Origin of the sequence: Veillonella sp. CHU732, from assembly GCF_003992085.1 — a bacterium.
Classification (GTDB): domain Bacteria; phylum Bacillota; class Negativicutes; order Veillonellales; family Veillonellaceae; genus F0422.
On record NZ_RQVC01000003.1, the window covers coordinates 134,987 to 150,908 of the forward strand.

Consider the following 15,922-nt stretch of genomic DNA (forward strand, 5'->3'; position numbering starts at 1 on the left):
ACCATGAATCTGATTGATATTGCGCAAGAACGTATGGCAAAGGATGAATCATCGTTGATTGTAACGATTTTATCTGGGGAGCGACGAGGCGATAAAGTGATGTATAGCCATACTGGTGAAGTGGTGTATGGCAATGCTATTGAAGGCTTTACAGTACCTCAAAGAATAGAACCACAATTATTTTCTATTGAAGATATGGAATGTTTTCTACAACCAGTAGAAAAAGATCCAGAAGTTCTCATACTAGGGGCTGGTCACGTAAGCCGTTGTGTGGCTGACCAATTTTTATTCATTGGTTGTGGCGTTACCGTAGTGGATGACCGAGCGGAATACTTACAAGAAAACTTTTTTGATTCTCGTGTGAAACGAGTGCATTTAGACTTTACATCATTACAGGATAATTTGAATCTTCATGCCTATACGGGCATTGTGGTAGTCACTAGAGCTCATGAGTTCGATAGCATGTGCTTGCACCAAGTGCGTCATGTGTTACCAACCTATGTGGGTGTGATGGGCAGCCAAAAACGTATTTTCCATGCTTTTGAAGTGTTGAAAGAAGAAGGTTGGACACAGCAAGAGTTAGATATGTTATATGGCCCTATTGGCTTAGATCTAGGAGCCCAAACACCAGAAGAGATAGCACTATCCATCGTAGCAGAATATATGGCGGTGTCTTATCGTAAACAAGGTGGTTTTTTATCAAAGAAGAGGTACACACATGAAGTATGAGTTTATTGAGTATTTACAACAACATAAGCAAGACACATTAGCAGTGACAACAATTTTAAATACACATGGCTCCACTCCACGGAAAGCAGGGACTACTATGATTGTACATCCTGATGGCTCTATCTTTGGTACCATTGGTGGGGGCCGTGCAGAAAATGAAATTCGCTTAAGTGCTGTAGATGCTTTGCAGAAGAAAGAGGCATTTCGTCGTATCTATGTGGACTTAAACGATGATGTAGCAGTCAAAGAAGGTATGGTTTGCGGCGGTAATATGGACGTACTTATCGAAACTTACCGTGCATAAATCGTAGGTTTACTAGAAAAAAATACCAATATAGGATACAATAAAAGGGTACATGCAAGAGCATGTACCCTTATTTTGTATTAGAAAGGATAGGAGATATTCTATGCTGTTTCAATTACAAACTACATTAGAAACATTACGATTCTTAGATATCGTAGATATTATAGTGGTAGCCACCTTATTTTATTGGTTATATCGATTAGTTAAAAATACAAGAGCCTTAGGCTTATTGAAAGGGTTAGGCGTGTTGGTGGTCATCAATATTGTGGCGCACTTCATGGGGTTGCATACCATCAGCTGGATTATGCAACAAAGTGTGGCCGTCCTAATGATTGCTCTGCCGATTGTATTTCAACCAGAGTTACGACGCCTCTTAGAACAATTGGGCAGTGGTACTGGATTTTTTTCATCCCGTACTAAAATTTCTAAAGAAGAGCTCACATCCATTGTGAAAGAAGTTGTCATTGCTTGCCGTAGTATGTCTCGTCGTAAAATTGGGGCTCTCATGGTCTTTGAAAGAAACATGAAGTTAGATGTATTATCCATGCAGGGGACTCGTATCGATGGACTTGTGACCAGTGAACTACTGATGAATTTGTTTTATCCGAAATCTCCTCTTCATGATGGAGCGGTTATTATTCGTAACGGTCGTATTGAGACAGCAGCTAGTTTATTACCTGTCAGTCAAAACCGAGATGTAAGCAAAGAATTAGGCACACGACACCGGTCTGCCTTAGGGCAAAGCGAAGAAAGTGATGCCTTAGTGGTGGTGGTCAGCGAAGAAACAGGACAAATTTCTTATGCCTTAGGTGGACAAATTCATCGTGGTGTTACAGAAGATACATTGCGCACAGTTATGTTGTCTTTATTAGAGCCAACACCAAGTGCAGTCAGTTCTTTACTTAAAATAAAACGAGGTGAATCGAAATGATGCATTGGATAGTAGGGTTAAAACATAATTGGGGGATGAAATTATTCTGTTTATTTTGTGCCATTGGTATGTGGGTATTTGTTATGAAGGACCAAAACCCTGTGATAGAAATGACATATACTGTACCAGTGCAAGTGCAGAATTTGGATCAAAATTATTTGGTAGAAGGTGTACCTAGCGAAGTGCGTGTTCATTTACGAGGGCCTCGTAATGCGATCTTTGATATTAACCCATCTGTATTGAAAGCTTATGTAAACATGAAGAATGCCCGTGTAGGACAGGAAAATGTAGCCATCAATTTTACAGCCCCAACAGGGACTTTCATCGATAGCATAACCCCAGAAAATGTAACCGTTACGGTAGATGAATACATGGTAAAAGAGTTACAAGTGCAGGCGCAACCATTGGGAACGGTACCGAATGACATTGCCATTAAAGACTCTAAAGTTATGCCTACGACGGTAACGATTTCTGGACCAGCCCATTTGGTAAGCAGAGCATCCTATGCAGTGATTCGCATTAACCTAGATAAACATCGTGAAAGCTTTACAGAAGTAGGAGATATTTTACCAGTAGATTCTGCGGGCAATGTGGTAGAAGGATTGACAATCACACCGAAAGGCGCGCAAATTCAATATGAGCTAGAACGCATTCGGATGGAAAAAAAGGTTCCAGTCCAAACTAATGTAGTTGGTAATGTACCTAATGGCTATACAGTGAAACGAGTGGTGGTAGAACCAAAAGAGTTGACGATTGTAGGGAAAGAGTCTATCCTCAATGGCATTGACGGGGTCAAAACTATCGACATCCCTATCCATGGTGCTACTAGTAGCTTTACTGGTGGGTATAGTCTAGTCTTGCCAGAAGGTGTGACAACAACGACAGACCGAGTTGTGGTGAAAGTAGAAATTGAACCACATATGTAGGAGAGAAACATGTTACGTATTATTAATTTTCGCATACCCGTGCAAGAGGCAGAGCGGTTAGAAACATTACTTGTAAAAAAATATAGCCCTTTACAAGGACATATTAAAGCAATTCATGTGGTGCGACGGGCCGTGGATGCGAGGAAGAAACCGCATATTACTTTTGTGTATACTTTGTTTTTAGAAGTAGACCAAGAGCAACAATTGATGAAAAAATTAAGTCGGCACAAAGATATTACCTTAATGGAGCCTGAAATGCCAGATCCTATTGTGCGTGGTACGACACCTATGCAACATCGTCCTGTGGTAGTTGGTTTTGGCCCTGCTGGCATGCTGGCAGCATTCTATTTAGCACGAGAAGGATATCGTCCTATCGTGCTAGAACGAGGTCAAGATGTGGACCAACGAACGTTAGATGTAGAACAATTTTGGAAAACGGGTATGTTTAAACCGGAATCAAATGTACAGTTTGGTGAAGGTGGAGCAGGTACCTTCTCAGATGGCAAATTGACGACCCGTGTAACCCATCCAAGACTTCATGAGATTGCTACGTACTTCGTAGAATTTGGAGCTCCTGAAGAAATTTTATATAAACATAAGCCCCATGTAGGGACAGATATTTTGCGCCACATGGTCAAAGCTATGCGTCAGCAGATTATTGCATGGGGCGGAGAAGTCCGTTTTGGTGCACAGGTTACAGATATTGAAGTACAAGACCAAGCTGTCACTAGTGTTGTCATTAATGGAACAGAACGAATCCCTGCAGATATTGTGATGTTAGGGGTTGGTCACAGTGCGCGCGATACCTATCGTATGCTCTATGACAGAGGTGTTTATTTAGAAGGGAAATCCTTTGCTATCGGTGTTCGTATTGAGCATGATCAAGATGTAATCGACACATCACAGTATGGGGTGCATCCAGCAGATATTGGCTTAGGAGCAGCAGAGTACTCTTTGGTGTATCACGATAAAGAACGAGATCGTTCTTGCTATAGTTTCTGTATGTGCCCAGGAGGACAAGTGGTTGCCAGTGCCTCTGAAGTAGGTGGTGTAGTCACTAATGGTATGAGTTTATACGCTCGTGACAGTGGGATCGCGAATAGTGCATTGGTTGTTACTGTAGGCCCTCGTGACTTTGGAGAGCATCCTTTAGCTGGGGTAGACTTTCAACGAAAATGGGAAGAGCAGGCTTTTATCGTGGGAGGTCGTAATTATCATGCGCCAATTCAGACGGTAGGGCATTTCTTAGGTCGTACGGAGACAAATGATGTACATCGGAAGGCTTACAGTTATGAACCTGGTGTGACACCAGCAGATATTCGTCAATGCTTGCCAGACTATGTGACGAATACATTAGCGGAGGCCTTGCCATATTTTGGGCGACGAATACAAGGCTTTGATGCGGACCATGTGTGTATGACTGGGGTGGAAACACGAACATCAGCACCACTTCGCATAGTACGAGACGAACATAGACTTTCACAGTCCACGAAGGGATTATATCCTATCGGGGAAGGTGCAGGCTATGCAGGAGGCATCATGAGTGCCGCTTTAGATGGGGCAGAAACTGCCATACTAATTATGAATACATATGGCCCTTTGAAAGGAGATCATCATGAGTAGATTATTCGGTACAGATGGGGTACGAGGTTTAGTCAATGAATTTTTAACGCCTGAGTTGGCCTATCATTTAGGTCGAGCAGCGGCGTCATATTTTGGTCAATCCGTAGAACGTCCAACCTTCTTAATTGGACGTGATACACGTATTTCTGGAGGTATGCTAGAAAATGCCTTAGCCTCTGGTATTTGCGCAGTAGGCGGTGATGTGATTATTTTGGGAGAAGCACCGACACCTGCCATTGCTTACTTGGTTCGCCAAAAAGGTTGTACTGCAGGGGTTGTGATTTCTGCATCCCATAATCCGTATCCAGATAATGGTATTAAGTTCTTTGATGGTAATGGATTTAAATTGCCAGATGCCGTAGAAGATGAAATTGAAAAATTATGTACAGCTAGCGCAGATGATTGCTTGCCACGACCAACAAAAGGTGATATTGGTCAAATCTTCTATCATCAAGACTGGGTGGAAGAATATGTAAACTTCGTAGTATCTACTAGCGATGCCTTAACGGGGTTGAAAGTTGTCTATGATGGAGCCCATGGGGCAGCTTCCTATGTGGGACCTAAGATTCTTCGTAAATTAGGGGCAGAAGTAGTTGCTATCAATGTAACACCAACTGGTACGAATATTAACGACAATGCAGGGTCTACTCATCTAGAAGGCTTACAAGAGGCAGTGCTTCGTGAAGGTGCTCAGGTGGGGATTGCCAATGATGGTGATGCAGATCGTTGTCTAATGGTAGATGAAAAAGGCCAAGTCTTAGACGGTGACCAAATTATGTTACTTTGCGGTTTACATTTGAAAGAACAAGGTAAACTAAAAGATAATATGATTGTAGGCACAGTGATGAGTAATATCGGATTCCATAAGGCGGCTAAAGAATTGGGTATGCAAACATGTAGCACAGCCGTAGGAGACCGTTATGTATTAGAAAAAATGCTCGCTGACGGCTACTCTATTGGTGGTGAACAGTCTGGTCATGTTATCTTCTTGGACTACAACAGTACTGGCGATGGCTTATTGACAGCGGTACAAACCTTATCCATCATGAAAGAAAAAGGAAAATCTTTATCTGAATTAGCTGGTTTGATGACGAAATATCCACAATTGTTGGTGAATGTACGAGTGTTAACAAAAGCAGGTTGGGAAACGAATAGTGCGATCCAAGATGTGATCCGTGAAGCGGAAGGTGAATTGGGAGGCAATGGCCGTATTTTGGTGCGTCCATCTGGTACAGAGCCATTGATTCGTGTTATGGCAGAAGGTCCAGACCAAGACCAATTGGATGAATTATGTAACCGTATTGGCGATGTAATCCGCATTGAACAAGGAGAAGCCTAATGTTTCGCTTAGTAACGGATGAAGAAACCTATGAACAAGGTACTTGGAACGATGTAGAAGCAGTACTACATCAGATTGTGGCAGATGAACGCGTGTTCTTTAGTTTGTTTTGGGACACACCAAAAGAAAACTGCCATTTTGTCCAAGCCATTATGGATGAAGATCACCCGGATCAATTAAATTTAGAAATTGCCTTATCCAAAGATGGTCATAATTATATGTATGTGAAGAAGAATGTGACTATACCATGGTGTATGGATACATTGCAAACTATGTACATAGAAAGCCATTTGCCAGATATGAGTGTCTGGGAGTTTGTGGGGGCTTTTCCGCAGGGATAGACTTATAAAAAAGAGGAAAGTTGATACATTTTGATCAACTTTCCTCTTTTTGTATTGGGAACTAATTTGCTGTACTTCCCTTTATAGCTAGCTATAGATTATTCTGCAATAGGTGCTTGCAATAAAGCGTTACCAGTATCCATACCCACTGGTGTAGGACTTACCAAATATAGGCAAAGCACGATAAGCACTGTAAGTCCGATGATTAACCAAGAGAATTTTCCAGATTTACTGAATCCGTAGTATCCAAACATGCGGATACCGAAAGCACAACCAACGGCAGCAATTAAGGACGCTAAGGAGAATTGGTTTTCTAATACAAACAGAACCATGGTACCAGCAAAAGCACCGATTACTGTGACCATAGGTACAATACGATCAAATGGAGATGGGAAATTTCGTTTCACACCATGAATATAGGAGGAGATTTCCAATCCGAATACACCTAATAGTAAGGATAAGGATGGCCAAATAGCAGTCCAAGATTGACGCATAGCATAGCGATTAGCCCCTGCATAGTAAGCAAACCAAGTTAAGCCCAACATAGCAATCCCCACCAATAGGAAGTACCAAGTATCAGGAATATGACGGTATGCTAAGACACCAACAATAGTCCAACCAGCTGCAAGTAAGGAGGAAACTCCAATTTGTCGTAGGCTAGGACGCTCTGCTTGTGGAATGCGTTTGTATAAGGCTGCACCTAATTCCAAGATAAAGAAGAAAATAAATAAACCGATAGATAAGTGCGGAGATACGAGACTTAATCCAAAAGAGATAACAAGAGGGATCGCTAACTTCCAACCTGGAAAGAAGGTTAACTCTTTAAAATCTAATCGTACATCCTGTGTTTCTAAGGTAAATGTGTTATACAAAGTAAATGTCAACATAAATGACACCACTTCTACGGGTGTGGCTCCCCAATATAATAGGGTTGGTACTAATAAGAAAGAAATAGTAATTCCCGTGAATCGAGAGATAAACGCTGCTACGATACCTATCGTAAAGTAAGGCAGTAGGGCAAAGATATACTCCATGATGAACTCCTTTTCAAAAAATGATATATTCACTTTTAGTATACGTTACTTTGGAACGCATAGCAAGGATATCAATGGATAGATTTTTCCTTAGGAGGCATATCTTTGAGGATACGGCGAATCGTTTCTGTATGGCAACCATAGTGGGTGGCAATTTCGGCTACTGAGAGGGCCTCTTCTTGGTGCAAGGTCTGTATAGTATAGGCGAAGTCGCGAATACGTCGTGCTTTTTGATAGACCCCATGACGGATTAATAGATTACGAATAGTATGATACTTAGTCTGATAGGTGCTCGCTAACTGTTGCAACGTGGTACCTTGTACATAGTCAGAAATAATGGAGTATGTAGGAAGTTGATCTTTATTCCCACGTAATATAATCCCTTGCTCTCGTAATCTCGAGGCAATGGTAGAGGCTTTGACGTCATATAGTTTACCAATATGGATGGTAGAGAGTTTGTGTTGCGTATAGAGCTGACAAATATCATCGATAGGTAAGTCAATGCGTTTCACACTATTTCGTAGAGGAATACCATGACGTTGTAAGACATGAATAATCGTAGAAGGTGCCACCTGTAATTCTCGACCAATCATGGCGGCACTAGATCCTCTATCGTAGGATTCTAGGATATAGGAGATAGGTAGTGCTGTTAGGGAAGGACTAGGGTGAGGTTCTTTTAGGTGCCAATCATGTAAACGGCTATAGATGGTTCGAGGGGACACATGAAAGTGCTGAGCTATAGCTTTGATGGATGTACCACTTTTATAGAGTTGAGTCAGTTCCTCTTTGGGGATATTCGGGGTTCTATTGTGAAAGGGGATCCCATACTCTCGTAGTCGTTGGCAAATAGTACTTTGACTACAGTGTAATTGATCTGCGATAGCTTTGGTAGTTAAGTGCTGAGTTACATAGAGTTGGTACAGTAATTCATAGGGAATCGAAATGATGAACTTTTTTGCTTTGCTCATAATAGGCCTCCTCGTATGCGTTGCTGTTAAGATAGTTTACTTTCAGTATGCATAGAATAGGGCAAGTTGTCTACTCACTGGTAGGAGTGTGTATGACTGGCAGGAAATTTTTCATCACCTATGGAGGAAGAGGACGCCTATCGTGTATAATAAAAAATAGGTTTGATTCTAAAAGGAGATATTATGAAAGATATGATTCATTATATTGCGATGCTACCGGCTATTGCTATCGCAATTTCGATATTTAACTATGCGCAGGCAAAGATGGCTATCCATCTAGGGGATACGACACCGAGACAATGGGGGCGAGATACAATCAATCCCTTTGCTCATATTGACGTACTAGGTATTTTGGTGATGCTTATTGCTAGCGTAGGGTGGAGTAAGCCAATTCCCTTTTCTTCCTATCATTTTAAAAACCCACGCACTGCGATGATACAAATTGCCTTAGCTGGATTAGGTGCTAATATCTTAGTGGCGTTTCTAGCCTATGTGGGAATGTCCATCGCTATGCAAGTCAGCACAGTAAGCACTGGTTTACAAATGGTCATGTCCTATATCGTGACCTTGTGCATAGGCTTTGGGGTCTTTAATATGTTACCAGTACCAGGCTTTATTGGATTTTATGTGCTACTGCAATATTTGCCTTATGAGTGGCAAGAAAAACTATTAGGGGCTCAGCTATGGTTCTTTATCGGAATTCTGGTATTGGGACAATTTGGATTCTTAGGTGCTGTGATTCGTCCAGTATTTGCAGTGATTTTGGGTATTTTTGAAAGTATTGTTCATCTAATCCTGTAATTAATGAATATGTGTTTTGTTAATATATAGATAAAAACAATAGTTAATTATAGAAATAATTCATAATTAAAAATAAATATTGCTAGTGATTCTCAAAGGATGTACAATGTAAGTATTGTAATTTTATATTTTATAGGAGGGTATCCATCATGAAAAAAAGTAAGTTAGCAATTCTTGCATTAGCATTAGTAGGAGCGGTATCTGTGGGATCCAATGCATCAGCACATGGCGTGTGGTTTGCAGAACGCATTGATCAACCAACATTGGTATTAGGAGAAGGCCCTGTAGATAATGCATACGAACCATCCATGGTAAAAAGCTTTGAAGCTTATGATGTAGCATATAATCCACTGGATATGAAAGTAATGCCTCATGAACACAATGTAACTATTGAGAAAAATGAAATGTTAGGTACTACAGCAACTACATTTGACTATGGCTATTTTACAAAAGATAAAGATGGCAAAATGCATAAAGCCATGATGAAAGATGTACCAAATGCGGTGAAATCTACGCATGCTGTGAAATATAATGTAAACTATTGGAATGCGGCAGTAAAACCTGAACGTTTGAACATGCCAATCGAAATCGTTCCAAGCGTTAACCCATTGACATTGCGTAAAGGTGATACTTACGAAATCCAAGTATTCAAAGATGGTATGCCTTATGCTAACGCTCCATTAATCAAAGACGTTATCAATGATTTGACTAATGAAAGCCAAGCTGATGCACAAGGTAAAGCCATGGTAACAGTAGCTGCTAACGGCGTGAACGTAGTAGGCGTAGAAGTAGCATTCCCAACAGAAACAAAAGGGGAACAAACTAAATACTTCTCTAGCTTGTCCTTTACGATTCAGCCAGAGTAAAACGTCACTTGTAACGCTATGCAGTCTGTGGCGTTCTTAACTGAATATAGAAAAGGGAAGAGCACGGCATACCCCCTCTCAAACGGTATTTCATAATGAATCGTCACTTATTAGTTTATGTAGTCTTGTGGCGGTTCTGATTAGATAAAGGGATGACCGCAATACACCCCCTCAGAAACGGTATTTCATAATGTTTCTTCGGAGGTATATTGCGGTCATCTTACGTTAGCTATTATGTAGTCGATAAAGTACTGCCACAAAGACTGCTACGCCTAACTGCATTCCTTTGGGGAAGGTTTGTTTGCGTGTGGACAATGCATAAGAATAAGTTTCAAAATTTATTAACGATTTGCAAAATTTTGTAGTATAATCTAAGTATAGAAGGGTCACCGACGTGAGTTGGGCTCATCTCTTCCTAATATGGGAGGAGGTGGTACTATGATACTATTCGAAGTTTTAATGTTATTAATTCAGTTCGGATTGCTTGTTGTAGCAGTTTTGACTTATATGCAAATGTAAGTGAAAAGCCTAACGTCAAAATAAGTGTTCGCAGCACTTATACACGTTAGGCATCATCACTTTTTTAGTTGTTTGAGATGAGCCTAACGCCTTAGACACGTTGATGGCTCTTCTTGTTTATGTCTATATTCTAGCATACTTCTAAAAAAAATACTACTTGTATCGTCTCTTGCGATGTTATGAAAACTTGTGGCACGCATTGAGTGGTTAAATGAACGAGCGCGACACATTCCTTCACAAACTGATCCTACGGTAGGTTTGCTCCGGAATATGTCGCGCTCGTTTTATATTTGTATAATTCAGTCAATATGGGTGCCACAAGTTTTCTACTCATCACTGCGTTCCTCAGGAGAATGAAAAGTATGGTATACTCCTCACAAACGGTATTTCATAATGTTTGTTCGGGGGCACACCGTGCTCTTCTTGTGTTTGTGTGATTTAGGTAATAAGGAACGCCACAAGGCTGCTACGCCTAACTGCGTTTCTCAGAGGATAGTTTGTGGTGTTTGGTCAGGAGCATGCCATGGGCTTCTTGTATTTGTGCGATTCAATGAATATAGGTGTCGCAAGTTTTCTACGCTTAACTGGGGCCCTTGGAAGAATATATACTAGTAGGAAATTTTAAAGGAGTATAAGTGACAGTTTATGAATTGTATGGATAGGTGGTGCATGGTGTGCTACCGTACTGCATGATAGATGTGGTATAATTTAATTAACGCAAAGAGCGAGGTATATCTATGCAATTCAAGTCCTTTGATGAGTTGAGTATTCAAGATAATTTTATCTTTGAAAAGGTAATGCGTGAGAAGTCAATTTGTAAGGAATTATTAGAACGGGTATTGGAGATTTCTATTCGGGACATTGCGTATATTGAAACGGAAAAAACGATGGAATCTGGCCTTGATGAAAAGGGGATTCGCTTAGATGTGTACGTCAATGATGAGAGAGGAACCGTCTATAATATTGAAATGCAAACATACAAAAATATGCCAGAGTTAATCAAACGGTCACGGTTTTATCATAGTGCGATTGACCACTATTCTATGGAAACGGGCGCTGACTATATGACATTGAATGATTGTTTTGTCATTTTTATCTGTACGTTTCCTATATTTTCTGGAAAGCGCCATAAGTACACGTATACGAAAAAATGTACAGAAGAACTGGGCAGAGAATTGGAAGATGGTTTAACTACTATATTTTTAAGTACTAAGGCACAAATGAATGATGTTTCGGAATTATTGCAGAATTTTTTAGACTATGTAGATGGTAGACCACCAGTAGATGGTTTAGTACAACAGATGGATGAGATTGTGCATGTAGTGAAACAAAGTAAGGAATGGAGGGGTGAGTATATGAAGCTGGAAATGGATCGAAAGAAATATTGGCGTGAGGGAAAAGACGAAGGTATGTTAGAGGCTATTATTGGTATGTTACGTGAAAAATTATCGGTAGAGATGATTGCCCGTATTACAAATATGTCTGTAGAACAAGTGATTCAAATTGGAAAAGAGCATGCGCTCTTATAAATCGTCTCTTGCGATGCTATGAAAACTTGTGGCACGCATTGAGTGGTTAAATGAACGAGCGCGACACATTCCTCCACAAACTGATCCTACGGTAGGTTTGCTCTGGAATATGTCGCGCTCGTTTTGTATTTGTGTAATTCAGTCAATATGGGTGCCACAAGTTTTCTACTCATCACTGCGTTCCTCAGAGAATAGTTTGTGTTGTTTGTTCGGGGGCACACCGTGCTCTTCTTATGTTTGTGTGATTTAGGTAATAAGGAACGCCACAAGGCTGCTATGCCTAACTGCATTCCTCAGGGCTCTTATTACTACTTCACATGCGAAATATCTTTGTTATAGTTTTAATATATAACACACTATCTTTTATACATATTATACAAATCTCTACCTAAGGAGTATAGTATAGACATCAGATTGATACTTATCGATGTACACTATATGGAGGTGTTGTATATATGAAATATTCTGTAACTGGATTCCCACGTATTGGGGCGAAACGAGAGTTAAAATTTATTACTGAATCTTATTTCCGTGGCTATGTGAGCCTAGAGGATTTGACGACGGTTGTGAAAGAGCAACGAGAGGTACAATGGAAGGTACAACAAGCGGCTGGGGCAGATTTCATTCCATCCAATGATTATTCCTTATACGATGGCGTGCTGGATACAGCTTTCACGTTGAATGCGATTCCAAAACGGTATCTAGACCTTGGATTAGGAGAAGTAGATACATACTTTGCGGCGGCTCGTGGTTACCAAGGTGAGAAGGGCGATGTGAAAGCCTTCTCCATGAAGAAGTGGTTCAACACGAACTATCACTACTTGGTGCCAGAAATCGACGATGATGTGAACTTGCAATTGAGGTCCACAGACTTTCTAGATGGGTATCGTCAGGCGAAATCATTAGGTATCGAAACGAAACCTGTCTTGGTGGGTCCTTTCACATTCTTGCAATTAGCAGACTTTAGAGGTACTAAAGGTATCGACGACGTGGCGGACGACGTAATCGCAGCCTATGCGGATATATTCAAGGCAGCCAAAGAGGAAGGCGTATCCTGGATTCAGCTAGACGAGCCGTACTTGGTGTATGATCTTAGTGAAGCAGATGTGGCATTGTTTGCTCGTATCTATGAAAGCTTGCTCCTACAAAAACAAGGCTTACATGTATTATTGCAAACTTACTTCGGAGATATCCGCGATGCTTATGAAGTAGTGACAGGGCTTGACTTTGACGGCATTGGCTTGGACTTCATTGAAGGGAAACAAACAGAATCCTTGGTGAAAACCCATGGATTCCCGCAAGGTAAACTGCTCTTTGCAGGCTTAGTAAATGGTAAAAATATTTGGCGTACCGACTATAAAAAAGTGTTGGCAAAGGTAGATGAATTAAGAGCAGCTGGCATCGATGTGGTGCTTAGCACATCTTGCTCCTTACTGCATGTGCCATACACCGTGGCGAACGAGCCGAAACTTTCACAAGAGGTGTTACAACATTTCTCATTCGCCTATGAAAAACTAGGGGAATTGAAAGAAATCACCGATCTAGCAGAGCTTTCAGAGTGTACATCTGAAGAAGCATTCCAAGCGAATCAAGCGTTGTTTGCAAAGTCCGAACTTCGCACCGATGAAAGCGTGCAACAAGCAGTAGCAGCCTTGGTAGAAGAAGATTTCAACCGTCCACAAAATATCAAAGAACGTCAAGCGGCGCAAAAGGCTATTTTCCAATTGCCATTGTTGCCGACCACAACGATTGGCTCCTTTCCACAAACAAAAGCGGTAAAAGAAAATCGTAAATTGTTCCGCCAAGGTGAGATTTCTGAAACGGAATACCGTGCGAAAGCGAAAGAGTTCATCAAAGACTGCATCAAGTTACAAGAAGACATTGGTTTAGATGTGCTAGTGCATGGTGAGTTCGAGCGCAATGACATGGTGGAATTTTTTGGAGAAAACTTAGATGGCTATGTGTTTACGTCTAATGCGTGGGTACAGTCCTACGGCACACGTGGCGTAAAACCGCCAATTGTGTTCGGTGACATCAAACGAAAACAAGCGATTACCACGGATTATAATGCGTATGCTAGCAGCTTGACAGATAAAGAAGTAAAAGGCATGTTGACAGGGCCTGTGACTATCTTGAATTGGTCCTTCCCTCGTGAAGACATTTCTACGAAAGAAATGATGTACCAAATTGGCTTGGCTATTCGTGAAGAAGTGCTTGACCTAGAAGCGGCAGGTATTCGCATTATCCAAATCGATGAGGCAGCCCTTCGTGAAAAATTGCCGTTGCGCCGTGCGGACTGGTATAGCGATTACCTAGACTTTGCCATCAAAGCATTCCGTCTATGTCATGCGAAAGTGAAAGTGGAAACGCAAATTCATACGCATATGTGCTATAGCGAGTTTGAAGATATTATCTCTGAAATCGATGCCATGGATGCAGATGTGATTACCTTCGAAGCGTCACGATCCAAATTAACATTGCTAGATGCATTATTGGAAAATAACTTCCAAACAGAAGTAGGCCCTGGTGTATACGATATCCACTCTCCACGAGTACCAAGCGTAGAAGAAATCAAAGAAGTCATACGCTTGATCGTTTCAAAAATCCCAGTAGAACATGTATGGATAAACCCAGATTGCGGATTGAAAACTCGTGGCGAAAGAGAAACCGTAGCTAGTTTACAACACATGGTACAAGCAACAAAAGAGATTCGAGCAGAATTGGGTAAGTCATAAGACTATGATGTATCTAGCTCATTAGAGAGATTGACAAACCGCAAATGAAGTTTTAGAATAAGTATAGATAGTAGTCGGTATAGAGACGTTAAATCTATAATAAGTGGTCGGAGTGGAGACTGAAAACCCATTTCAATTGCAGTGGGAACTGTGAAAAATTCCAGCTAGAGGGTGAGTCATCACCCTCTATTTTTTTAGGAGGGTGTAAATATGGAAGTATCATTTAAGACAAGAGTTAAATTAGTTCTTGAAGAATGTGCATTAGATTATTTACATAACTATATTGGAAAAAAATATGTAGTGTATTCTAGTAATTTTACGCAAAATGCATACTATATAATTGATGCTAAGAAAGACAATTATTTGCACTTGACTGGTGTAATAACTAATTTAAAAGCTAGTGTATTTTTTGATAAATGTATTGCTAGAATATTAGAAGAAAGTGATTTTGATCTAGGTGATAAAAGTAGAAAGGGTTCGATTAGAAAAAAGATAAAGGTATTAAAGACAGCAGTAAACCTTTTTGATGGAACACATACAATTAATGTCGAAGCACGATTTATAAAAAATAAGGTTGTGTGCTCTTTTGCAACCTCTGATGGAACGTGTACATTAGGATTTATTCTTGATAAAAATTCTAAGCCATTGACTTTATTAAAAGGTAATATGCTTAGAAATCCTAGTCCGGTTGACTTAATTGTTGAAAAAGGTAACGATAAAAAATATATATCTAAGATTATTTTTAATAAAAATAATCTTAATCTAAATGAAATTGTACAATTATTATCTCTTGAGATGAGAGGTTAATTTACTATATACAACACAAAGGAACATCGGTAGCAATGCCGATGCCGATGTTCCTCTTATTGTTATAGACACCTTTCTGAGCCCGGGTATTATACCTACTCGGATATCGTTGATATGCCTTTAAGAGTGCATTAAGACTCTTTTGATTGTTTTGTCACAAATGTATTCTATACTTACATTTTAAAGGGTAAAAAATAATAATCTAATTGCTTAGTGTTATAGTATTTTGCTATAATAAAAAAGTATGTCAATAGAATCTAGAATGATTATGAATTAGTGAATATGTGCTTTAGTCAACACGTTTGTGCTGCCTAAAATTGATGCAAGTGAAACAATTTCTTTTTATTTAAAAGAAATTCTATTTTTTTCAATTTGTAAAAAATACTAATTGGGTATATAATCGTAATTATCTGACATCATTTTTCAGGAGTGGAATGATGTCAATTTTACGTTTAAAAAATCAACTGAGA

General features: G+C 40.1%; 15 protein-coding genes. 13 read left to right on the forward strand and 2 right to left on the reverse strand.

Going from position 1 to position 15,922, the window contains the following annotated elements; translation table 11 throughout:
- The first annotated feature begins 3 nt into the window (after positions 1-3).
- The 7 genes from EO121_RS02345 (at position 4) to EO121_RS02375 (ending at position 6,193) form a co-directional block, all read left to right on the forward strand.
- Complete coding sequence (locus EO121_RS02345) at positions 4-729, forward strand: XdhC family protein (RefSeq protein WP_127161062.1); 726 nt, start codon at positions 4-6, stop codon at positions 727-729.
- Positions 719-1,033 carry an XdhC family protein gene (locus tag EO121_RS02350; RefSeq protein WP_127161061.1) on the forward strand — a complete coding sequence of 105 codons (315 nt, stop codon included), beginning with the start codon at positions 719-721 and terminating at the stop codon, positions 1,031-1,033. Before EO121_RS02345 ends, EO121_RS02350 begins: the two co-directional genes overlap by 11 nt.
- A gap of 103 nt (positions 1,034-1,136) precedes the next feature.
- Positions 1,137-1,964, forward strand: coding sequence for a diadenylate cyclase CdaA (cdaA, locus tag EO121_RS02355; RefSeq protein ID WP_127068299.1), 828 nt, complete (start codon positions 1,137-1,139; stop codon positions 1,962-1,964).
- Positions 1,961-2,890, forward strand: a complete 930-nt coding sequence (locus EO121_RS02360; protein WP_127165729.1) for a YbbR-like domain-containing protein — start codon at positions 1,961-1,963, stop codon at positions 2,888-2,890. Before cdaA ends, EO121_RS02360 begins: the two co-directional genes overlap by 4 nt.
- 9 nt (positions 2,891-2,899) lie before the next feature.
- Positions 2,900-4,513, forward strand: a complete 1,614-nt coding sequence (locus EO121_RS02365; RefSeq protein ID WP_127165731.1) for an NAD(P)/FAD-dependent oxidoreductase — start codon at positions 2,900-2,902, stop codon at positions 4,511-4,513.
- Complete coding sequence (gene glmM, locus EO121_RS02370; RefSeq protein ID WP_127165733.1) at positions 4,506-5,852, forward strand: phosphoglucosamine mutase; 1,347 nt, start codon at positions 4,506-4,508, stop codon at positions 5,850-5,852. Before EO121_RS02365 ends, glmM begins: the two co-directional genes overlap by 8 nt.
- Positions 5,852-6,193, forward strand: a complete 342-nt coding sequence (locus EO121_RS02375; RefSeq protein ID WP_127165735.1) for a hypothetical protein — start codon at positions 5,852-5,854, stop codon at positions 6,191-6,193. Before glmM ends, EO121_RS02375 begins: the two co-directional genes overlap by 1 nt.
- Before the next feature lie 98 nt (positions 6,194-6,291).
- On the opposite strand, the gene EO121_RS02380 is transcribed toward EO121_RS02375, so the two are convergent.
- The gene (locus EO121_RS02380; protein WP_127165737.1) at positions 6,292-7,227 is read right to left on the reverse strand and encodes a hypothetical protein; all 936 of its coding nucleotides are present in this window, start codon (positions 7,225-7,227) and stop codon (positions 6,292-6,294) included.
- Positions 7,228-7,298: 71 nt separating this feature from the next.
- Positions 7,299-8,195 carry a helix-turn-helix domain-containing protein gene (locus EO121_RS02385; protein WP_127161055.1) on the reverse strand — a complete coding sequence of 299 codons (897 nt, stop codon included), beginning with the start codon at positions 8,193-8,195 and terminating at the stop codon, positions 7,299-7,301.
- Positions 8,196-8,378: 183 nt separating this feature from the next.
- Here EO121_RS02385 and EO121_RS02390 point away from each other — a divergent pair, with 183 nt between their 5' ends.
- The 6 genes from EO121_RS02390 (at position 8,379) to EO121_RS02410 (ending at position 15,452) form a co-directional block, all read left to right on the forward strand.
- Complete coding sequence (locus EO121_RS02390; protein ID WP_127165738.1) at positions 8,379-8,996, forward strand: site-2 protease family protein; 618 nt, start codon at positions 8,379-8,381, stop codon at positions 8,994-8,996.
- A 149-nt stretch (positions 8,997-9,145) separates the two neighbouring features.
- On the forward strand, positions 9,146-9,862 hold the full coding sequence (locus EO121_RS02395; RefSeq protein ID WP_127009045.1) for a DUF4198 domain-containing protein: 717 nt from the start codon (positions 9,146-9,148) through the stop codon (positions 9,860-9,862).
- 438 nt (positions 9,863-10,300) lie between these two features.
- Positions 10,301-10,381, forward strand: coding sequence for a putative holin-like toxin (locus EO121_RS08845; protein ID WP_370447197.1), 81 nt, complete (start codon positions 10,301-10,303; stop codon positions 10,379-10,381).
- 737 nt (positions 10,382-11,118) lie between these two features.
- Positions 11,119-11,910 (forward strand): Rpn family recombination-promoting nuclease/putative transposase, encoded by a 792-nt coding sequence (locus EO121_RS02400; RefSeq protein ID WP_127161053.1) that lies wholly within the window; start codon positions 11,119-11,121, stop codon positions 11,908-11,910.
- 455 nt (positions 11,911-12,365) lie between these two features.
- A complete protein-coding gene (gene metE / locus EO121_RS02405) occupies positions 12,366-14,645 on the forward strand; it encodes a 5-methyltetrahydropteroyltriglutamate--homocysteine S-methyltransferase (protein WP_127165740.1) in 2,280 nt (759 codons plus the stop codon).
- Positions 14,646-14,855: 210 nt separating this feature from the next.
- On the forward strand, positions 14,856-15,452 hold the full coding sequence (locus tag EO121_RS02410) for a PBECR4 domain-containing protein (RefSeq protein WP_127165742.1): 597 nt from the start codon (positions 14,856-14,858) through the stop codon (positions 15,450-15,452).
- Positions 15,453-15,922: the final 470 nt, after the last annotated feature.